We start from the raw sequence: 20,500 nt of genomic DNA, 5'->3' as shown, positions 1-20,500 counted from the left end.
CCCGGGTCAGGGCCGCCCGGTCACCAGCGGCCACAGCCCGTCGGCGCCGGCGTCCAGGGCGGCGGCGCCGACACGGTCGTTCCAGAACGCCTCGTCGCCGTCCTCGTCGCGCCAGGCCCAGAGCCGGGTGGTGGTCAGGCGCAGCGCGTGCTCGCGGGTGAACCCGATCGCCCCGTGCACCTGGTGCGCGATCCGCGCGACGGCACCCGCGGCCTCCGAGCAGCGGGCCTTGGCCGCGGCGACGGCGAACGCCGCCGCCGGGGCCGCGAAGCCCTCGCGCTGCGCGGTCGCGGTGGCCGCCGCCGACGCCGCCGACGCCGCGGCGACCTCCGAGCCGGCCTCGGCGAGCATCTGCTGCACCGCCTGGAAGCGGCCGATGGCCCGGCCGAACTGGTTGCGCTCACCGGCGTAGGCGATCGAGCGGGCCAGTGCGCCGCGGGCGGCACCGGCGAGCAGCAGGGCGCGGGCCAGCGCCGCGCGCAGGACGAGCTCCTGCGCCGCGCCGGGCGGGGCGGCCCCGGTGGCGAGCGGGGTCACCGCGTCGAGGCGGAGCCCGTCGCGCGGCTCCTCGGCCAGGTTCGCGCCCTCGGTGACGGTCGCGGCGCCGGCGTCGAGCACGAGCACCCGTCCGCCGTCGAGGACGACGACGGCCGACAGCGCCCGCCCCCACGGCACCCGCACGAGGTCCGCGGTGACGGTCGCGCCGTCGCCGGTCACGGTGCCCCCCGGTGTCCCCGCGGGCCGCGGGTCGCCAGTCGGGCCGGTGACCACGACGGCGAGCGGCCCGTCCGGCACGTCCAGCCCGGCCGCGCGGGCCAGCCACCCGGCGAGCAGGTCGGTCTCGGCCAGCGGCACCCGCGCCGCCCACGCCCCGGCCGCCTCGAGCAGCACCGCGGCGTCGTCGAGGGAGCCGCCGGTGTCCGGCGCGGTCAGCGTGGTCAGGCCGGCCTCGTCGCAGGCCTTCCAGGCGGCCCGGTCCAGTCCGGCCGCGGCCACGTCCCAGGAGTCGGCGAAGATCGACTCGGCCAGCTCGGCGAGCTCGGCGTTGCGGGCCATCAGCGCAGTCCCATCCCCCGCGCGACGATGCCGCGCAGGACCTCGTTGGTGCCGCCGCGCAGGGTGAACCCGGGCGCGTGCAGCACGGCGTCGGCGAGCAGGCGGGCGAAGCCGGACTCCGCACCGGGGTCCGGCGGGACGTCCACCAGCAGCCGGGCGGCGTCGACGATCTCGTTCTCGTAGCGAGTGCCGAGGTCCTTGACCAGCGCGGCGGCCAGCTCGGGGGCCCGGCCGGACTGCAGCGCCCCGGCGACGGCCAGCGACATCGAGCGCAGCGTCCACAGCCGCGACACCAGCGAACCGATCCGCCGGCGAGTCCCCGCGTCGACGTCGCCGGCCGCGGTCAGCTCCCCGACCAGCGACGCGAGCAGCGGGTAGGTCGACAGGAACCGCTCCGGACCGGACCGCTCGAACGCCAGCTCCCCGGTGACCTGGGCCCAGCCGTTGCCGAGCTCGCCGAACACCCGCGAGTCCGGGATGAACACGTCGTCGAAGCGGACCTCGTTGAAGTGGTGCGCCCCGGTGAGCAGCGGGATCGGGCGGATCTCCACACCGGGCGAGTCCAGCTCGACCAGGAACTGCGACAGGCCCGCGTGCCGGTTCGACTCGTCGCGGGGCTCGGTGCGCACCAGCGCGAAGAACGCGTGCGCGTGGTGCGCCCCGGACGTCCAGACCTTGGTGCCCGACAGCCGCCACCCGCCGTCGACGCGGGTCGCGCGGGTCCGGACCGACGCCAGGTCCGAGCCCGAGTCCGGCTCGGACATGCCGATGCCGAAGTACACCTCTCCGCGGGCGATGCCGGGCAGGAACGCGCGGCGCTGCTCCTCGGTGCCGTGCCGCAGCAGCGACGGCCCGATCTGGCGGTCGGCGATCCAGTGCGCGGCGACCGGCGCGCCGGCCGCGAGCAGCTCCTCGGTGACCACGTAGCGCTCCAGCGCGGTGCGGCCGTGGCCGCCGTACTCGACCGGGACGGTCATCCCCAGCCAGCCGCGCTCACCCAGGCGCCGGGAGAAGTCCTCGTCCCAGCCGGAGAGCCACACGTCCGCGCGGGGGGTCCAGCGCCCGGCCGCGCGCTCGTCGTCCAGGAAGGACCGGACCTCGGACCGCAGGCCCGCGAGCTCCTCGGGGAGCTCGACGGGATCGGGGACCAGCTCCGGCAGTCTCGTCGTCGATGCAGCTGCCACGGGCTCATCATGACCCAGGCCGCGGGCACGGCGCCGGTGTCTATGGGACGACTCACCGGGGTACGTTCCGACCATGACCACCAATGCTGACGAGCGCAGGGTGCTGGATGCCGTCCCCACCGGCCTGTTCATCGGCGGGAAGTGGCGGCAGGCGGAGAACGGCGCGACCGCGAAGGTGGAGGACCCGGCCACCGGTCAGGTGCTGACCGAGGTCGCCGACGCCACCCCCGCCGACGGCATGGACGCCCTCGCCGCCGCGCACGCCGCGCAGCCGACGATCGCCGCGATGCCCCCGCGCGAGCGCAGCGAGATCCTGCGCCGCGCCTACGACCTGCTCCACGAGCGGATCGACGACCTGGCCCTGCTGATGACCATGGAGATGGGCAAGCCCGTCGCCGAGGCCAGGGGCGAGGTCGTCTACGCCTCGGAGTTCCTGCGCTGGTTCTCCGAGGAGGCCGTGCGCATCGACGGCGGCTACCAGGTCGCGCCCAACGGCCAGACCCGCTTCCTCACGATCCGCCAGCCGGTCGGGGTCTGCGTGTTCGTCACGCCGTGGAACTTCCCCCTCGCCATGGGGACCCGCAAGATCGCCCCGGCGGTCGCCGCCGGCTGCGCGTCGGTGATCAAGCCGGCCCCGCAGACTCCGCTGACCATGCTGGCGTTCGCGCAGGTCCTGGCCGATGCCGGCCTGCCCGACGGCGCGCTCAACGTCATCAACGCCACCGACGCCGGCGCGGTGATGGAGCCTATCCTGCGGGACGGCCGCGCCCGCAAGATGTCCTTCACCGGTTCCACCCCGGTCGGCAAGCTCCTGCTGGGCCAGGCCGCGGACAAGGTCATGCGCTCGTCGCTGGAGCTGGGCGGCAACGCCTCGTTCGTCGTGCTCGACGACGCCGACGTCGACGCCGCCGTCGAGGGCGCCATGGTCGCCAAGATGCGCAACATGGGCGAGGCGTGCACCGCGGCGAACCGCTTCTACGTGCAGCGCGGCGTCGCCGAGGAGTTCACCCGCAAGCTCGCCGAGCGGATGGGCGCGCTCAAGGTCGGCCGCGGCACCGAGGAGGGCGTGAACGTCGGCCCGCTGATCGACGCCAAGGGCCGGGACAAGGTGACCGACCTGGTCGCCGACGCCGTGGCCAACGGCGCGACCGTCGCCATCGGCGGCACGGCCCAGGACGGCCCGGGCTACTTCTACCCGCCGACCGTGCTCACCGACGTCCCGGCGGACTCCCGGCTCAACCACGAGGAGATCTTCGGGCCGGTCGCCCCGATCACCGTCGTCGACACCGCCGACGAGGCGCTCGACGCGGCCAACGCGACCGAGTTCGGCCTGGTCAACTACGTCTACACGCGTGACCTGAACCGGGCCCTGCACATCGCGGAGAACCTCGAGAGCGGCATGATCGGGCTCAACACCGGCCTGGTGTCGAACCCGGCGGCCCCCTTCGGCGGGGTCAAGGAGTCCGGCCTGGGCCGTGAGGGCGGCATGGTCGGCATCGACGAGTTCCTCGAGACCAAGTACGTGGCGATCGGCTACTCCGGCTGACCCGCCCCGCGGGACGCGACGAGCCCCGGCGCCGACGGCGCCGGGGCTCGGTCGTGTCGCGGGTCAGTTCGCCGGCGCCGCCGGGGCCGCGGGTGCCGCCGGGGCGGCGGGCTGCCCACCGGCCGGGGCGACCGGGACGGCCGGGTCCTGGCCGGGCAGCGGCTCCGCCGGGGCGGTGACGTCGGTCTGGCCGCCGGACACGAGCTGCACGAGCTCGATGCCGCCGTTGAGGGTCAGCATCACGACCACCAGCAGCACCGACCCGGCGGCGGCCAGGGTGAGCCCGCGCTGGGCGGATCCGCCGGTGGCCAGGCGGCCCCGGTTGGTCTCCACGACCCACGCCCGTGCCCCGAACACGGCGAGCATCAGGCCGAACGTCAGCCAGGTCAGGACGAATCCGTTCACGGGTTGGCCACCTCCCCACCGGCCGCCGGGGCGGGCGCGGTGTCCGGAGCCGGCACGGCCGGGGCCGGCAGCGGCTCGTTGCGCACGAGGATGGCGTTGAAGCCGTTCTCGTAGGTCGCGCGGTACTGGCCGGAGGCGATCAGCTGGTTGCGGATGTCGATCGTCCAGTTCGGCGCGCGGTCGTTGAGCACGACGCCCTGCTTCTCGATCGCCGGGTAGAACAGGATCGTCTGCGGCTGGACCTGGTCGATGCAGCGGAACGGGTCCGCCGCGAGCACCGAGCAGCCCTGCCCGCCGGAGGCCATGTTGTTGTTCTCGCCGACACCCTCCAGGGCGTACGGGCCGACCGTCGACAGCGGCTGCACCGTGGCGCCGGGGGGCGCCTCGTCGTAGGCCTTGCGGGTCATCTGGACGTCCTCGGTCGTGACGTCCTGGTAGGCGTCGTTGCCGCCGCGGATGAACACCAGCAGCCCGAACACGACGACCATGCCGGCGGCGAGCAGGCGCTCGCGGCGGCGGTCCACCCGCGCGAACGCACGCAGCGCGTCGACCGCGAGGATCGTCAGGATCGGCAGGCCGAACAGCAGGATCCGCAGGAACAGCTCGCCGCCGTAGCTCTGCACCGCGGCCATCCCCATCGGGATGACGGCGAGCAGGATCGGCACGAGGTCGCGGCGGCGCTTCCAGTACACCCAGGCCCCGGCGAACCCGATGAGGTAGATCATCGCGGTCATGCCGGCCCGGAAGCCCTTGCCGACGAGCTGGCCCAGGTCGCCCTGGAAGCGGTCGGCCACACCGGCCTGCAGGGCGCTGCCGTCGTCGCCGCTGCCGATGATCATGCTGATCTGGTTCATCCAGAAGTCGCGGGCACCGATCAGCACGAACACCGTCACGGCCGCGACGGCGACGATCACGAGGCCGCGCCCGCGGAAGCGGCCCACGACCGCGAGCACCACGAGCTGGCCGATGATCGCGAACGGGGTCAGCTGGTGGGCCGGGGCGACGGCGATGACGCACAGCGCCGCGCAGAAGTAGATGAGCAGCAGCTGGCGGGCGGGCAGCGTCGGGCTGTTCGGCGGGGTGAGCGCGCTGACCAGCCAGCGCCGCCAGCGCGGCAGCGGCGGGGAGCCGCGGTGCGCCCGCGGCCAGCCGGGGACGCCCGCGTTGTCGACCCGGCGGGTCGCCAGCGGGCCGAGCGCGAAGGTCAGCACCGTCAGCAGCAGCACGATCGCCGTCGCCTGCGGGGAGAAGTAGTCCTGCTCGATCCAGTTCAGGCCGATGAACAGCCAGGCCGCGACCCACGGCGCGCGGGTGCCCCCGAGCATCGAGCGGGCCAGCGCGTAGACGCCGATCGCCCAGACCGCGGTGACGGCGGGCGGGTACCAGCGCAGGATCGTGTCCAGCTGGTCGGCGCCGGCCGCGTCGCGGATCCAGGCCCACTGGGCGAAGAACGCGGGCCAGTAGAACCGCGCGTCGACACCGGTGGGCGGGACGCCGTTGTTGACCGACACGGCGTCGACGAAGCCGGAGATCAGCCAGGCGGTGGTGAACCGGGCCTGCGGCTGCACGACCGAGGGGAGCCCGGTGGAGCACAGCAGCAGCACGCCGGTCGCCGCGCCCAGCATCGGGATGCGCGGGCGGCGCGACCAGAGCTCGACGACGCAGGCGCCGATGGCGAGCAGCAGCGCGACCCACGCGAACGGGCTCAGCGCGGGCGCCAGGCCCCAGCCGCCGAGGTCGGTGAGGTCGGTGGTCGCGGCCGCGATCGGCAGCAGCAGCACCGCGAGGACGGCGAGCGCCGGGGCGCCCCACACCCACAGCGGCGACAGCGGCTCGGAGGTCTCCGGCGCGGGTGGCGGGGGCGGCGGTCCGTCGCCTGCGGGGCGCGGCACCGGGCCGCGCACCGCCGTGGTCGGCGAGTCCGGACCCGGCGGGGTCACGAACTGGGTCCGCTCGCTCGCGCTCTCCTCCGCGACGCGGGTCCGGGCCACGGCGGGCTCCTCGCCGCGGCGGCGGTCGCGGGTCGACGGGTCGGGGCCGCCCGTCCGGCGGGTCTCCGACGTCACGACTTCACCTCCGGGGTGGTCCGGCGGTTCCACGCCGGGACGAATCTGAGTGCCAGCGCGCAGAGGAGCTGCGCGCCGACGTAGCCGAGCACGACCGGCAGCATCATCATGCTGACCGACGCGGTACCGGGGTCCGGCAGCGGGACGAGGCCCGCGAAGGCCACGACCAGACCGGTGTTGAGCAGCTGGATCTTCGCGTAGCCCATGCCGTCGCCGTCGGCCTGGCGGCGGGCGAGCTCGAAGACGACGACGAGCCGGAACAGCAGTCCGACCATCAGCACGGCCAGCGCGGGGGCGCCGGGGGCGTAGCCCTCGCCGAGCAGCGACAGCACCGGGTAGCCCAGCGCGGCGCCCAGCGCGAGGGCCGGGACGAACAGGATCAGCATCCGGCGCCGCGCGGTGCGGGCGAACTCCTCGGCGCGGTGCGGCTCGCGGGCGGTCTGCACGGCCAGCGAGTTCGTGAAGAACGTCGCCGCCAGGTCGATGACGGTGACCGCCTGCCAGCAGATGAAGAAGACCGCGCCGACCTCGTTGCCCATCCGGAAGTTCGCGAACAGCGGCACCTGGTTGTAGAGCAGCGCGTTGCCGCACTGCGCCAGCGCCGTCGGCGCCAGGAACGCGATCATCTCCGGGCGCGACGGCAGCGTCCCCGGGCCGCCGGACCGGGCGTAGCGGCGCACCATGAACCACAGCACGACGGTGCCCGCGGCGACCCACAGCACGACCGGGATCGCCCAGGACAGCACCAGCGCCTCGGAGGCGAGCCAGCCGCCCAGCGCGAGCAGCAGCACGATCCGGGTGACCGCGAACGTGCCGTTGCGCCACACCGCGACCCACGGCCGCCCGATGGCGACCATCACGAAGTCGTGGACGACGAACACGCCCCACCCGGCGCAGGTCAGCACCAGCACCAGCAGGCCGAGCCCGAACGAGCCGCCCCCGGCCGCCTCGGCGACCCGGGGCACGAGCGAGCCGTAGACCAGGCCGATCAGGCCGGACAGCGGCATGATCAGCAACAGCGCACCGAAGGTCAGCCGCACCGAGCGCCGGCCGGCGCCGGGCAGCCAGCGCATGAGCGCCAGACCCAGGTTCAGCTGCGCGACCCCGCCGATGAGCTGGAACGCCGAGACGAACTCCGAGGCCCGCCCGACCTCCTCCTGCGGCATGATCCGGGTCGCGATCAGCACGCCGAGCAGCCCGGCGACCGAGCCGAAGCCCGAGCACAGGGTCAGCGCGATGCCGTCGCCGATGCCGCCGTTGCGGTCGTGGCCGCCGCCGTCACCGCCGGCGCCGCCGTCACCGCCGCCGGGCGGCGGGTCCGCGGGCGGCGGAGGGGTCTCCCCCGGTCCGCGCAGCCCGATCACCGGGAGGAACTCGGTGTGCTGCTCGGCGTTGTGTCGCGAGCGCACGCGGGCGTGCGCGGCGGCGAGGCGCTGGGTCGGGGCGTCGACGTCCACCGCGGGCGTCGCCCGGGTGGCGTCGGGCGGGGTCGGGCCGGGCCCCGGCGCAGCCGCTCCGTCGCGGGTGCGCGCCGGCCCGACCGGCCTCACCGGCGCGTCCCGCTCACTGGGCGACCACCGCGTGGCGCAGCAGGAACGGGACCGACAGGAGCGTGACGACGAACAGGGCGACGCCCGGGTACCAGAGGCCGAGGCTGACCATGAGCTGGCCGCCGATGAGCGTGACGGCGGTGCCGACCCCGAGGGTCAGCAGCCACACGTGCGCGGCGGGCGCGCGGCGCAGGAAGCCCGCCGCGGCCCAGCCCGGACCGAGCAGCAGGAAGCCGATGGTGACCAGCAGGCGGAACTCGCCCAGGGCGCCACCGCTGATCCCGGCGAGGTTCATCCCGCAGGCGATGACGCCGGCGACCACGAGGAGGATCGCCACGTACCGTCGCGCGGTCCTCGCCCGGGTCAGCTCTGCTGCGGACTGCACGCTCACCGCGGCTCACTCCTCTGTCTCGGTGGTCGGCCGGCACGGGGCGCCCGCGGGGCGCCGCGCCGGTGGGGGCGGGACCGGCCGGAGCCGGCCGGGGGCGTCAGGACGCCTCTTCCCCCCATGCGTACCGCACGCCGGTCCGCTCGGGACGGCCGGTCCCCTCGCGGTCGGAGCCGCGGTCCGCGCCGACGGACTCGCGCGGGGCCTGCGGCGCCACGGGCTGCGACACCGGCGGGACCGGCGGCGTGGCGGGGCGCGCCGGCTGCTGCGGGCGGTGCGGCGGCAGGGTCGGCGCGTCGCCGTGCGCGGGGCGCGGCGTCGGGCGCGGGCGCTCCGGGGCGGGCGGGACCGGCGGGACGGCCGGCGTGGCCGGGTGCCCGGCCGGCGGCACGACGGCGGCCGGGCCGGCGACGGCGGGCCGGTCGTCGCGACCGGCGCGGCGCCGCTCGGCGGCCAGGGTCCGCAGCACGCGGGTGCCGTCGGCGAAGGTCCGCAGGTTCGTCTCGCCGAACATGCGCTCCTTCTCCACCGAGGGGACCTCGGTGATGGCGAGCCCGGCGGCGGCGACGCGGCAGTTCAGCACGGTCTCGATCTCGAAGCCGTCGCCCCAGTACATCCCGCCGTCCGGGTGCGGGGGCATGTCGACGGCCGGGAGCTCCAGCAGCGGCAGGATGTCGGCCCAGAAGGCGTTGTAGCCGTAGCAGAGGTCGCTGTAGCGGGTGCCGAACAGCGTGTTCGCGATCAGGTTCAGACCGGCGTTGCCACCCTTGCGCAGCAGCGTGATGTCGTCGCTGCCGCCCCCCTTGGTGAACCGGCTGCCCTTGGCGAAGTCGGCGCCCTCGAGCAGCGCCTGCACGAACCGCGGGATCTCCTGCGGGTCGGCGGAGCCGTCGGCGTCGAACATGACGACGACGTCGCCCTCGGCCGCGGCGAAGCCGCAGGCCATCGCGTTGCCCTTGCCCTTGCGGGTCTGGCGGACGATGCGCACGCCCGGCAGGACGCGGCGGGCGGTCTCGACGGTGCCGTCCTTGGAGTCGCCGTCGACGACGATCACCTCGTGCACGGCGGGCCGTACCGCGGCGATGGCCGGCAGGACCACCTCGAGGTTCCGGGCCTCGTTGCGGGTCGGCACGATCACCGACACCCTCGGTCGGCTCGGACGTCGTGGTCCGTGCTCAGGGCGCTTGTTCACCGGTCTCTCCCCCGATTCGATCGGTCCTGGCGCGCGGTTCGGCGAGCAGTACGTGTCCGGTCGTGCCGACGGAGCCGACGACGACCGATCCCGTTACCCCACAACGGGGGTCATTCGGCATATCTCCGCCGCCGTCGCTCGCGTTACGTGACCCGCACCGCAGAGGGCGTCACCCGTACGGGTGACCCGTCGCCGGACTCCCGTTCCGCGGTCCGCCCCCGTGGTCCGGGACGGTCACGTGGACACCCGTCGGATAGTACGGACGCCGCCGCGGCCCCCGCGGTGCGGGACCGCCCGCCCGCCCGTCCCACCCCTCCCGCCCGCTGCACGCCCGGGGGTCGCCCGACGAGCGGTGATCATCGGGCGGCGAGCGGCCCCGGGAACGGCCGGCCGTCACCGTCCGTATCCGTTCCGTCCGGATCGTCGCGACCGTCCCCCGATGGTCCGCGCCGCCGACCACGCCCGTGTGGCGGGCGGGTAGCGTGGGGCGCCGCCCGCTCCGGCGGTGTCCGATCCGACGTCCGATCCGATCCGTCCCTGCGAGGTACCCGATGAGGCCCGGCGGCTTTGTGCCCAGCGTGTCCGTCTGCATCCCGGTCTACAACGGCGAGGCCTACCTCGCCGAGACCATCCGCAGCGTGCTGGAGCAGACCTGGCGGGACTTCGAGCTCGTCCTGCTGGAGAACGACAGCTCCGACGCCAGCTGGGAGATCGCGACCTCGTTCCGCGACCCGCGGATCCGGGTCGAGCGCAACCGCCAGACCCTGCCCCAGGGCGACAACTGGAACCGTGCCGTCGAGCTGTGCCGCGCGCCGCTGGTGAAGCTGGTGTGCGCCGACGACCTGCTCCACCCGCGCTGCCTGGAGCTGCAGGTGCCGCCGATGCGCGACGACCCGTCGCTGTCGGTCGTCGCCTCGCGCCGGCACATGATCGACGAGCAGAGCCGGGTCATCGTGCCGCGCCGCGGCCTGGGCGGCGGCCTGGTCGGGCTGCACTCGGGCAGCGAGGTCGCGCGCCGGGTGATCCGCAACGGCGCCAACCCGATCGGCGAGCCGGGCAACGTGCTGTTCCGCCGCGAGCAGTTCGTGACCGCGGGTGGCTGGCGGCCCGAGCGGCGCTTCATCATGGACCTCGACCTCTGGATGCGCCTGCTGCAGTACGGCGACTTCCTCGGCGTCCCCGAGACGCTGGCCGCCTTCCGGATCGCCCGCGGCTCGGTCTCCGCGGAGTTCGAGCAGCAGATCTCCGACGAGCAGCAGCTGCTGTTCGACGAGCTGGGCGACTCCGGGGTGTTCGACGTGCGCCCCATCGACGTGCGGATCGGCCGGCTGGCGCTGCCGCTGGGCCGCGCCCGGCGCAAGGCGCTGTTCACGGTCTCCCGCATCGCCGCCCGCAAGGACGACAAGCTGCTCGCCGAGCGCGACGAGGCCGAGGCCGCCGAGGCCCGCTGACCCACCGGCCGGGCCACGGCTGCCCGATCGGACGGGGATCTTCCGGACATTCACGACATGCGGTCCGGTTTCTGCTGCCAGCTCTTGGCGGCAGCACGCCACTCGCGTTGAATTCCCTCACCCGGCCGGGTGGCGGCCGGACGTGATCCGGGTCGAGGGGGCGTGATGCACACGCACGCGGTCGCCATGCACATGAGCGACGGGCTGGTGAACGGTCCGACGGCGCTGCTGTTCGCCGTCGTGGCGGGGGTCGCGCTCGCGGTCGCGCTGGTGCGCGCCCGCGCCGACCTCGACGACCGGACCGCACCGATGGCCGGGCTGGTCACGGCGTTCGTCTTCGCCGTCCAGATGATCAACTTCCCGATCCTGCCGGGCGCCAGCGGGCACCTGCTGGGCGGGGCGCTGGTCGCGATCCTCGTCGGTCCCTGGGTGGGGATCGTCTCGATCTCCATCGTGCTGGTCGTGCAGGCCCTGCTCTTCGCCGACGGCGGCATCACCGCGCTCGGGCTGAACATCACGAACATGGCCGTGATCGGTGTGCTCGTCGGCTGGCTCGTGGCCCGGTCGCTGCGCCGGCTCGCGGTGCGCTCGAAGGGCGGGCTGGTCGCCGTCGCGTTCGTGTCCGCGCTGGTCAACACCGTCATCGCCGCGATGGGCTTCGTCCTGGAGTACGCGATCGGCGGCGCGGGCGGCGCCACGACCGGCACCGTGTTCGCCCTGATGGGCGGGCTGCACGTGCTCATCGGGATCGGCGAGGGCGTCATCACCGCGGCCACCGTCGGCGCCGTCGCCGCCGCGCGGCCCGACCTGGTGTACCTGCTCAGGGGGACCGGCACCCCGCTGGCCCGCCGTTCCGCGACCGAGGGGATCGTCCGGTGAGCACCTCCACCCGCCGCCGTCCGCTGCTGTTCTTCGCCGGGTTCCTGATCGTCTCGCTGCTCGTGGCCGGCCTGGTGTCCTACCTGGCCTCCCCCGACCCCGACGGGCTCGACACCGTCGCGCGCAACGGGTGCACCGCGGTGACCGGCGCCGGCGGCGAGGAGGAGCTGCAGGGCACCTGCATCGCCCGCAACGAGACCGACCACGCCATGAGCTCCGGGCCGCTCGCCGGGTACGCCGTCGGAGGCGCCGAGGGCACCACCGGGGTCGCGGGCGTCGCCGGGGTGCTGGTCACCGTCGTCGTCGCGGGCGGGGTGTTCCTGCTGCTGCGCCGCCGGGACGGCTGATGGGGGCCGGGCACTCCCACCCGCTGTACCTGCACCGCGAGTCCCCCGTCCACCGCCTCCCGCCCGAGGTCAAGATCGTCTCGGCGTTCCTGGTCGTGGTGTGCGTGGTCGCCACCCCGCGCGAGGCGTTCGCGGTGTTCGGCGGCTACGCGCTGCTGCTCGCCGCGGTGTGGCTGCTCGCCGGCATCCGGATCGGCTGGATCCTGCGCCGCTCGGTGATCGAGCTGCCGTTCGTCGTCCTGGCCGTGCTGCTGCCGTTCACCGGACCGGCCCCGACCCTGGACTGGCTCGGGCTCACCCTGTCCGAGCCCGGGCTGCTCGGCGCCTGGAACATCCTGGTCAAGGGCACGCTGGGCGTGCTGACCTCGCTCACGCTGGCCGCGACCACGCCGATGCGCGACCTGCTCGTCGGGCTGCAGCGCCTGCACGCCCCCGCGCTGGTCACCACGATCGCGACCCTGATGCTGCGCTACGCCGACGTCATCGCCGGCGAGGCCCGCCGGATGCGGCTGTCGCGGATCTCCCGCGGCCACGACCCGCGCTTCCTGTGGCAGGCCGGGGCCACCGCACGCGGGGTCGGCTCGCTGTTCGTGCGCTCCTACGAGCGCGGCGAGCGGGTCCACCTGGCGATGCTGTCGCGCGGCTGGACCGGGGCCATGCCGCCCTCCGGTGACGCCCCGACGACGTCGCGGCAGTGGCTGGCCGGGCTGTCCGCGGCCGCCGTCGCGCTGCTGCTGGCGGGGTCGGGTTGGATCGTGGCATGAGCACGCCGGCGCCGTCCCTGCGCTGCACCGACCTCGCGTTCGCCTACCCCGACGGGCACCAGGCCCTGTTCGGCGTCGACCTCACACTCGCCCCCGGCGAGCGGGTCGCACTGCTCGGCCCCAACGGGGCCGGCAAGACGACGCTGGTCCTGCACCTCAACGGCATCCTCACCGGAGGCGAGGGGTCGGTCGAGGTCGGCGGCCTGCCGGTGGCGAAGGAGAACCTGCGCGAGATCCGGCGCCGCGTCGGGATCGTCTTCCAGGACCCCGACGACCAGCTGTTCATGCCGACAGTCGCCGAGGACGTCGCGTTCGGTCCGGCGAACTTCGGGCTGCGCGGCGCCGCCCTGCGCGACCGCGTCCGCGACGCGCTGGACGCCGTCGGCATGGCGGGCTTCGCCGACCGCTCCCCGCTGCACCTGTCGGGCGGGCAGCGGCGCCGGGTCGCGCTGGCCACGGTGCTGGCGTGCGACCCGGAGATCCTGGTCCTCGACGAGCCGTCGTCGAACCTGGACCCGGTGGCGCGCCGGGAGCTGGCGCAGGTGCTGCTCGGGCTGGACCGGACGATGCTGATGGTCACCCACGACCTGCCCTACGCCCTGCAGCTGTGCCCGCGCAGCGTCGTGCTCGACGGCGGCACGGTCGTCGCCGACGGGGCGACCCGCGAGCTGCTCGCCGACGACGACCTGCTGTCGCGGCACCGCCTGGAGCTCCCCTACGGCTTCGTCCTGGCCTGAACCGTCCCGGCACCGGACGCCGACGGCGGCCGGCCCCGGGGTCGGGACCGGCCGCCGTCGCGGAGGGTCGTGCGGCTCAGCCGCGCTGCTCCTGCCCGTTGGGCTGCGGGGTGGTGCCCAGGCCCGGGACCTGCCGGGACGTCTCGAGCTGCTGCGGTGCGGCGTCGCCGTTGACCGCGGGGCGCTCCCCCACCGGCGGCACCTCCTTCTGCGCCGCGGCGGTGGCCTCGGCGACCTGGCGGGCGATCTCCGGGTCGGTGGAGGTGTCGAACCAGTCCTTCACCGACTCGTCGTCGTCGGTCGGACGGGAGACGGCACCGTCGTCCGGGCTCGGGGTGTAGCGGAACACCCCGTCCTCGCCCGGGGCGCCCAGCATCCGGGTGAAGCCCTCCAGGGCCTTGCCGAAGTCGCTCGGGACGACCCACATCTTGCTGGCCTCGCCCTGGGCCATCTCCGGCAGCGTCTGCAGGTACTCGTAGGCGAGCAGCTCCGGCGTGGGCCGGCCGGCCTTGATCGCGGCGAACTTCTTCTCGATCGCCTTCGCCTCGCCCTGGGCCTCCAGGTACGCGGCCGCCCGGCGGCCCTGCGCCCGCAGGATCTCCGACTGCCGCTCGGCCTCGGCGCCGAGGATCGCGGCCTGCTTGGCGCCCTCCGCGGTGAGGATCTGGGACTGCTTCTGGCCCTCGGCGCTGCGGATGGCCGACTCCCGCTGCCCCTCCGCGTTGAGGATCATCGCCCGCTTCTCGCGGTCGGCCTTCATCTGCCGCTCCATCGACTCCTGGATCGAGGGCGGCGGGTCGATGGCCTTGATCTCGACGCGGGCGACGCGGATGCCCCACCGCTCGGTGGCCTCGTCGAGCTCACCGCGCAGCATCGTGTTGATCCGGTCGCGGGAGGTGAGCGTCTGCTCCAGGGTCATGCCGCCGACCACGTTGCGCAGCGTCGTGGTGGTGATCTGCTCGACACCGGCGATGTAGTTCGCGATCTCGTACACCGCGGACTTCGCGTCGTTGACCTTGAAGTAGACGACCGTGTCGATGTTGACGGTCAGGTTGTCCTGGGTGATGACCGGCTGCGGCGGGAAGGACACGACCTGCTCGCGCAGGTCGACCCGCTCGCGGGTGCGGTCCACGAACGGCACCAGGATGGCGGGGCCGCCCTCCCGGGTGCTGTGGTAGCGGCCGAGCCGCTCGATGATGTACGCCCACTCCTGCGGGACGATCACGATCGACTTCACGACGATCGTCACCACCAGCACGAGCAGGACGATCCCGATGATGAGACCGGCGTCCATTGCTCTCCCCTCGCCGAGCGCCGGGGTCACCGGCGCCGTGTGCGCCCCGGGCCGTCCCGGGGCGGTTCGCCGACCTGTCCGAGTCCGGTCAGGCCGGCGGCAGTTCCCCCCGACCGGTGACGAGCACCGCCGCCCCGGTCACCTGCAGGATCGTGACGGTGGCGCCCTCCTCGAGGACCTCCAGCCCGTCCATGGACCTGGCCGACCAGACCTCGCGCCCGATCCGCACCCGGCCGCGTTCGCCGTCGACGCGCTGCACGACCTCGGCCGTCGCGCCGACGAAGCGGTCCTGGTGGCGTTCCAGGCTGCCCATGTGCTCCTGCAGCCGCCGCTTGGCGACCGGGCGCACCGCGAGCAGCAGCAGGACCGAGACGACGGCGAACACCCCGGCCGCCGGCAGCAGCGTCAGGCCGAGCGCGGCCCCGGCCGCCGCGGCGAGCGCACCGCCACCGAGCATGACGAGGAACAGCTCCCCGGACACGACCTCGCTGCCGATCAGCACGAGACCGATCAGCAGCCAGATCAGAGCCGGATCCATGGCACCAGGGTGCCAGAATGTCCGATTCCCCGACGGGGATTCGCCGGGAAGGTCCACCCCGCTCGACCAGATCGTTACCGACCGGGGACGGGTGTGTCCGGAACGTGCCGGGGCGTCCGGACCTGCTGCGGCGCAGTCAGGGCGCGGGGTCCTCCACCGCGGTGACGAAGTCGATGAGGCGCTCCACCGCACCGATCATCGGCGTCTCCAGGTCGCGGTAGCTGCGGACCGCGCCGAGCACGCGGCGGGCCCCGTCGGCGGGCTCGCCCCACCGCAGGGCGGCACAGACGCCGGTCTTCCAGTCGGTGCCGCGCGGGATCGTCGGCCACTCCCGGATGCCGACCACCGACGGCTTCACCGCCTGCCACACGTCGACGTAGGGGTGGCCGGTCACGAGCACGTGCTGCTGCGCGGCGCGGGTGGCGCGGTAGGCCTCGCGGGCCTGGCGGGTCTCCTTGGTCCCCTCGACCAGGTGGTCCACGAGGATGCCCAGGCGGCGGTGCGGGCCCGGGTCGAAGTCGCGGACGGCGGCGGCGAGGTCGTCGACGCCGTGCAGCGGCTCCACCACGATGCCCTCGACGCGCAGGTCGTGGCCCCACACCTGCTCGACGAGCGTCGCGTCGTGCAGGCCCTCGACCCAGATCCGGGCGGCCCGCGCGGTGCGTGCCTGCAGGTTGGCGACGTGCACCGACCCGGATGCGGAGAGCCGGCGCCCGGCCGGGGCGGCCTGCGGGCGGACCAGCGTGGCCGGGCGGCCCTCGTGCAGGAAGGCGGCCGGGCGCAGCGGGAAGATCCGCCGGCCGCCGAAGCGGTCCTCCAGCGTCACGTCCGACGCGGTGACGGTGACGACCGCGCCGCAGAAGCCGCTGGCCGGGTCCTCGACCACGAGCCCCGGCTCGGCGGGGACCTCGGCGACCCGGCTGGGCCGCGCGGCGCGGGTCCCGGCGCCGTCGAACAGACCGCGGTAGTCGTGGGTCCGGCTCATGCCCGGAGTATCCGCCGGTGCCCGGTGGTGACCGGGGCACGACACGCCCACCCGATCGTGGTCACGCTGAGCGCGTCGCCGATCGCGGTGCGTCACCCGCGTGCCGGGTGTGTGGCGGACGGGTGGCCGTTAACCTGACCGCCGTGTCCTGTGCCTCCGCGACCCTGGCCGTGTGGGCCTCGGCCTGGCTGGCCGGGTCCGCCGCCCCCGACGACGTCCTCGACGCGCTCGCCCCGTGGTCGGAGGCGCACGACGTGCTGGCCGCCGACGGCGCCGCCGTCGGCGTGACCGGGCTGCCCGGCCCGGCGGCCGCACCGACCTCGACGGCGATGCTGCTCGCCGCGGTGCGGCGCGGGTCACCGCGCGGCCAGGCCCGGCTCGTGCTGCCCGCTCCCGGCGACGTCCGGGGGCTGCCCGGCCCCGGCCCGTTCTCCGACGCCGCGATCACCGCGGGCGAGGGCGTGCTGTTCCCCGACGCCGGGTTCGGCGTCGTCCCCTCACCGGTCGCCGAGGGCGTCGTGCGCTGGACGGTGTACGCGGTGCCCGACCCCGGCCCGGTGCCGGAGTACGTGGCCCTCAACGAGGCCGAACGGGAGCTGCGCGGTCAGGTCCGCGCCGCGGCCGCCGCCCTGACCGACCTCGGCGTCGCCCGGCACCGGCCGGGGGTGCGCGAGGAGATCGCCGCGTCGCTGCGGCGCCGGCCGCAGGCGTTGTGGCCCGGCGGGATGCCGCCGCAGGCGCTGCGGGTGCTGCAGCAGGCCGACGAGGTGGACGCGATCCTGTCCGCCGCGTCCGGTGACGAGCCCGGCGGGGCGCTGTCGGCGTCGGCGGCGATCGCCCGCTCCGACGCGCTGCGGCCGATCGCGGCCGCCGTGCGGGTGGCCCGGCGGGCCGCGGTCGCCGAGGCCGTACGGGTGCTGGTGTCGGTCCCCCGCACCTGAGCGGCTCAGACCCGCTGCAGCAGGGCCGCCAGCAGGGCCCGCGCGGCCGGTCCGGACGGTCCCCCGCCGCGCCACACCAGGTACAGCCGGGTGCGGACCTCCGGGTCGAGCGGCACCGCAACCGGCGGTCGCTCCAGCGCCCGCACCCCGGCCGCACCGAACGCGGGCTCCGGCACGACCGCGACGCCGGCCCCGCGGGCCGCCAGGCGCAGCAGCAGGGTCATGGCACCGGACTCGAACCCGACCCGGCCGGTGAGCCCGTGCGCGGCCAGCGCCGCGTCCAGCGCGGTGCGCAGCCCGTGCCCGCGCGGCAGGCAGATCAGCGGCCGGGTGACCAGCTCGGCCAGCGGGAGGGCCGCGCGACCGGCGAACTCGTCGTCGGGCGCGACGGCCGCGACCAGCGCGGACTCGACGAGCACCCGTCCCGACAGGCCGTCGGGCGGGCCGGTGGGGAACCCGGCGACGGCGACGTCGAGCCCCCCGCTGCGCAGCGCGTCGACGAGCTCGTCGGTGGTGCCCTCGCGCAGCACGACCTCCAGCTGCGGGTGCCCGGCGGCGAAGTCGCCGACCGGGTCGGCCAGGACCGTGTCCGGCAGCGAGGTCGCCATGCCGACCGCGACCCGCCCGCGCAGCAGCCCGTTCAGCGCCGCGACGGCGTCGCGCGCGGCGTCGACGGAGGCCAGCGCGGCCCGCGCGTGCTCCAGCACCGCCCGGCCGACCTCGGTCGGTGTGACCGACCTCGGCCCGCGCTCGAGCAGGGTCGCGCCCAGCTCGCGTTCCAGCTGCCGCAGCTGCGCGCTGACCCCCGGCTGCGCGACGTGCAGCGCGGCCGCGGCCGCGGTCACGGTCCCCTCGTCGACGGCGGCCACGAGGTAGCGCAGCTGACGCAGCTCCATAAGCAGCGATGCTAGCCGGTAGACGAACCAGGTCTTCGACTTATGGCGGCGGGCGGCGCAGGCTCGGTGCCATGACCACCACGCGCAGCTTCCAGACCGGACTGGTCCACGCCCCCACCGTCGTCATCGCCGCCACCGGGCCCGGCGACGTCGCCGCCGCCCTGGCCCTCGCCCGCCGCGACGGCCTGGAGGTCACCGTGCACTCCACGGGCCACGGCCTGTGCCGCCCGTGCCGCGGGGGCCTGCTGCTCGACACCGCGGCGATGGACGCTGTCGCGGTCGACCCGCGCACCGCCACCGTCCGCGCCGGGGCCGGCGCGACCTGGGCCGACGTCACCGCCGCGGCCGCACCGCACGGCCTGCGCCCGCCCTCGGGCAGCGCCCCGTCGGTCGGGGTCGTCGGCTACCTCGCCGGCGGCGGGCTCGGCCTCACGGCGCGTACCGACGGCTGGGCGGCCGACCACGTGCGCGCCGTCGAGCTCGTCGACGGCGGCGGGCCGCGCCGGGTCACCGCGGGGTCGGACCCCGCGGCCTTCGCCCGGCTGCGCGGCACCGGGCCGGAGCCCGGCGAGGTCGTCACCGCCGTCGAGGTCGGGCTGCTGCCCGCGGCCGGGCTCGTCGGCGGCGGGCTGGTGCGGGTGCTCGGCCCGTCCGACGCCCCCGGTGACCCCGCCGCCCTGCACGCCTGGGCGGCGTGGACCGCGGACCTGCCCGGAGCCGTCACGTCCGGGGTGTCGGTCGTGCCCTACCCCGACGCCCCGTTCCTGCCCGCCCACCTGCGCGGACGGCGGGTGCTGCGGGTGGGTGTCGTCAGCACCGCGGGGGCCGGCACCGACGCGCTGCTCGCCCCGCTGCGCGCCGCCGTCGCCTGGGACGACGACACCGTCGGGCCGCTGGACCCGCGCGACACCGCCCGGGTGTACGCCGAGCCGGACTTCCCGCACGCCTACCTGGGCGACGACGTCCTGGTCGGGTCCCTGGACCCGGCCGGGCTGGACGCGGTCGCGGCGCGGACCGGGCCGATGGCCGTCACCGGGATCCGGCACCTGGGCGGCGCGGCCGGGCGGGCACCGGCCGTCGCCGACACCGTCCGCGGCCGGGACGCGGCGTTCCTGGTGAACGTCCTCGCCCCGTTCGACGGCGACGGCGACGGCGACGGCACCGTCGGCGCCGACCGGGCGTGGGCCGCGGTCGACGGGCTCCTCGACGGGTTCGCCGGGCGCGCCGCCGCCGGGGCGGGGCATCCGTCGTTCCGCTACGGGCCGCCGCGCGCGGTCTCCCACCGGCGGTGATCCCCCGGCGTCGTCGACCGGCGGCGCCGGCTGCGCCCGGTCGTCCGGGTCCGCGGTGGCCGGGACGTGGGTCCTCACCGTCGCCACACCGATCCGGCGGCCCGCGCCGGGCTCGAGCGCGACGGCGCGCCGCCGTCCGCCCGCCGGCCCCGACCCGACCGCTGTCCGCGCAGGTCACCGGCTCGTAGGCTCTCGACCCATGACGCCCGCCGCCGCGTACCCGGAGCCGCGCCTGCGGGCGTGGGAGGCCCGCACCGACGTCCCGCTCACGGTGCTCTCGGCCGGGTTCCTGGTCCTCTACGCCTGCGAGGTGCTGCTCACGCGGCCCGGGTCGCCGCTGTGGCAGGGACTGGAGACGGTGCTCTGGGTGCTGTGGGCGGTGTTCGTCGCCGACGTGGCGGTGCGGCTGTGGCTGGCCCGCGACCGGCGGCGCTTCGTCCTGGACAACCCGCTGGACCTGCTGGTCGTGCTGGCGCCGTTCCTGCGGTTCCTGCGCCTGGTCCGGCTGGTCGGCGCGGTGTCGGTGCTGACCCGGACCCTGCGCGACGACCTGCGCGGGCGGGTCAGCAGCTACCTGGTGGTGACGGTGACGCTGCTCGGCTTCGTGGCCGCCCTCGGCGTCTACGAGGCCGAGCGCGACGCCCCCGACGCCACGATCACGACCTTCGGCGACGCCCTGTGGTGGGTCCTGACGACGATCACCACCGTCGGCTACGGCGACCGCTACCCGGTCACGCTGGAGGGACGGCTCGTCGCGGCCGGGCTGATGCTCGCCGGGATCGCCGTGCTGGGCACGGTCACGGCGACGATCGCGAGCTGGTTCACCGAGCAGATCGAGCAGTCACGGGCCCGGGCCGCCCGCGAGGAGCGCGCCGCGGCCCCCGGCGCCCCCGACCCGCAGACGTGGGTCGAGCTGCTGACCGAGATGCGACGGCTGCGGGCCCGGCTCGACGAGCTGGAGCCCGGCCCCGGGCGCCCGCGCGACTAGG

Annotated in this window: 20 protein-coding genes; 9 read left to right on the top strand and 11 right to left on the bottom strand. The window is 75.4% G+C overall.

From position 1 onward, the window contains the following. Positions 1–6 precede the first annotated feature (6 nt). Positions 7–1,056 (bottom strand): acyl-CoA dehydrogenase family protein, encoded by a 1,050-nt coding sequence (locus tag WJX68_RS17270; RefSeq protein WP_340292129.1) that lies wholly within the window; start codon positions 1,054–1,056, stop codon positions 7–9. Continuing rightward, positions 1,056–2,240 (bottom strand): acyl-CoA dehydrogenase family protein, encoded by a 1,185-nt coding sequence (locus tag WJX68_RS17265; protein WP_340292127.1) that lies wholly within the window; start codon positions 2,238–2,240, stop codon positions 1,056–1,058. Before WJX68_RS17265 ends, WJX68_RS17270 begins: the two co-directional genes overlap by 1 nt. Before the next feature lie 73 nt (positions 2,241–2,313). Between WJX68_RS17265 and WJX68_RS17260 the strand changes: the two genes are divergently transcribed. Next, positions 2,314–3,786 (top strand): NAD-dependent succinate-semialdehyde dehydrogenase, encoded by a 1,473-nt coding sequence (locus WJX68_RS17260; protein ID WP_340292125.1) that lies wholly within the window; start codon positions 2,314–2,316, stop codon positions 3,784–3,786. A gap of 63 nt (positions 3,787–3,849) precedes the next feature. On the opposite strand, the gene WJX68_RS17255 is transcribed toward WJX68_RS17260, so the two are convergent. The 5 genes from WJX68_RS17255 to WJX68_RS17235 all read right to left on the bottom strand — a co-directional run bounded on the left by WJX68_RS17255 (position 3,850) and on the right by WJX68_RS17235 (position 9,333). Then, entirely contained in the window at positions 3,850–4,191 is a 342-nt protein-coding gene (locus tag WJX68_RS17255) for a hypothetical protein (protein ID WP_340292123.1), read from the bottom strand. Continuing rightward, positions 4,188–6,257, bottom strand: coding sequence for a hypothetical protein (locus WJX68_RS17250; RefSeq protein ID WP_340292121.1), 2,070 nt, complete (start codon positions 6,255–6,257; stop codon positions 4,188–4,190). Before WJX68_RS17250 ends, WJX68_RS17255 begins: the two co-directional genes overlap by 4 nt. Then, positions 6,254–7,714 (bottom strand): lipopolysaccharide biosynthesis protein, encoded by a 1,461-nt coding sequence (locus WJX68_RS17245; RefSeq protein WP_340292119.1) that lies wholly within the window; start codon positions 7,712–7,714, stop codon positions 6,254–6,256. Before WJX68_RS17245 ends, WJX68_RS17250 begins: the two co-directional genes overlap by 4 nt. Before the next feature lie 106 nt (positions 7,715–7,820). Further along, positions 7,821–8,144 carry a hypothetical protein gene (locus WJX68_RS17240; RefSeq protein ID WP_340292117.1) on the bottom strand — a complete coding sequence of 108 codons (324 nt, stop codon included), beginning with the start codon at positions 8,142–8,144 and terminating at the stop codon, positions 7,821–7,823. 151 nt (positions 8,145–8,295) lie between these two features. Further along, positions 8,296–9,333 (bottom strand): glycosyltransferase family 2 protein, encoded by a 1,038-nt coding sequence (locus WJX68_RS17235; RefSeq protein WP_340292115.1) that lies wholly within the window; start codon positions 9,331–9,333, stop codon positions 8,296–8,298. A 623-nt stretch (positions 9,334–9,956) separates the two neighbouring features. On the opposite strand from WJX68_RS17235, the gene WJX68_RS17230 reads away from it, so the two are divergent. The 5 genes from WJX68_RS17230 (at position 9,957) to WJX68_RS17210 (ending at position 13,565) form a co-directional block, all read left to right on the top strand. Then, positions 9,957–10,838: a glycosyltransferase family 2 protein gene (locus WJX68_RS17230; protein WP_340292113.1), complete on the top strand. Its 882-nt coding sequence runs from the start codon at positions 9,957–9,959 to the stop codon at positions 10,836–10,838. A gap of 165 nt (positions 10,839–11,003) precedes the next feature. After that, a complete protein-coding gene (locus WJX68_RS17225; RefSeq protein ID WP_340292111.1) occupies positions 11,004–11,717 on the top strand; it encodes an energy-coupling factor ABC transporter permease in 714 nt (237 codons plus the stop codon). Then, complete coding sequence (locus WJX68_RS17220; protein ID WP_340292109.1) at positions 11,714–12,064, top strand: PDGLE domain-containing protein; 351 nt, start codon at positions 11,714–11,716, stop codon at positions 12,062–12,064. The genes WJX68_RS17225 and WJX68_RS17220 overlap by 4 nt, the downstream gene beginning before the upstream one ends. Continuing rightward, positions 12,064–12,828, top strand: coding sequence for a cobalt ECF transporter T component CbiQ (cbiQ, locus tag WJX68_RS17215; RefSeq protein ID WP_340292107.1), 765 nt, complete (start codon positions 12,064–12,066; stop codon positions 12,826–12,828). Before WJX68_RS17220 ends, cbiQ begins: the two co-directional genes overlap by 1 nt. Then, a complete protein-coding gene (locus WJX68_RS17210) occupies positions 12,825–13,565 on the top strand; it encodes an energy-coupling factor ABC transporter ATP-binding protein (protein WP_340292105.1) in 741 nt (246 codons plus the stop codon). Before cbiQ ends, WJX68_RS17210 begins: the two co-directional genes overlap by 4 nt. 76 nt (positions 13,566–13,641) lie before the next feature. Here the strand turns inward: WJX68_RS17210 and WJX68_RS17205 are convergent, their stop codons facing one another. The 3 genes from WJX68_RS17205 to WJX68_RS17195 all read right to left on the bottom strand — a co-directional run bounded on the left by WJX68_RS17205 (position 13,642) and on the right by WJX68_RS17195 (position 16,382). Next, a complete protein-coding gene (locus WJX68_RS17205) occupies positions 13,642–14,859 on the bottom strand; it encodes an SPFH domain-containing protein (RefSeq protein WP_340292104.1) in 1,218 nt (405 codons plus the stop codon). Between the two features lie 88 nt (positions 14,860–14,947). Continuing rightward, on the bottom strand, positions 14,948–15,397 hold the full coding sequence (locus WJX68_RS17200; RefSeq protein ID WP_340292102.1) for an NfeD family protein: 450 nt from the start codon (positions 15,395–15,397) through the stop codon (positions 14,948–14,950). A 136-nt stretch (positions 15,398–15,533) separates the two neighbouring features. Beyond that, positions 15,534–16,382: a DUF3097 domain-containing protein gene (locus WJX68_RS17195; protein WP_340292100.1), complete on the bottom strand. Its 849-nt coding sequence runs from the start codon at positions 16,380–16,382 to the stop codon at positions 15,534–15,536. 143 nt (positions 16,383–16,525) lie between these two features. On the opposite strand from WJX68_RS17195, the gene WJX68_RS17190 reads away from it, so the two are divergent. Next, positions 16,526–17,323 (top strand): hypothetical protein, encoded by a 798-nt coding sequence (locus WJX68_RS17190; RefSeq protein ID WP_340292098.1) that lies wholly within the window; start codon positions 16,526–16,528, stop codon positions 17,321–17,323. 5 nt (positions 17,324–17,328) lie between these two features. Here WJX68_RS17190 and WJX68_RS17185 read toward each other — a convergent pair whose 3' ends face one another. Beyond that, positions 17,329–18,219 (bottom strand): LysR family transcriptional regulator, encoded by an 891-nt coding sequence (locus tag WJX68_RS17185; RefSeq protein ID WP_340292096.1) that lies wholly within the window; start codon positions 18,217–18,219, stop codon positions 17,329–17,331. Positions 18,220–18,290: 71 nt separating this feature from the next. On the opposite strand from WJX68_RS17185, the gene WJX68_RS17180 reads away from it, so the two are divergent. Further along, positions 18,291–19,511 (top strand): FAD-binding oxidoreductase, encoded by a 1,221-nt coding sequence (locus WJX68_RS17180; RefSeq protein ID WP_340292094.1) that lies wholly within the window; start codon positions 18,291–18,293, stop codon positions 19,509–19,511. A gap of 199 nt (positions 19,512–19,710) precedes the next feature. After that, positions 19,711–20,499, top strand: coding sequence for a potassium channel family protein (locus tag WJX68_RS17175; RefSeq protein ID WP_340292092.1), 789 nt, complete (start codon positions 19,711–19,713; stop codon positions 20,497–20,499). The last annotated feature ends 1 nt before the right edge of the window (position 20,500 follow it).

The organism is Pseudonocardia spirodelae (genome assembly GCF_037727765.1).
Lineage (GTDB): Bacteria > Actinomycetota > Actinomycetes > Mycobacteriales > Pseudonocardiaceae > Pseudonocardia > Pseudonocardia spirodelae.
This window is presented reverse-complemented; position numbering and strand designations above follow the sequence as displayed.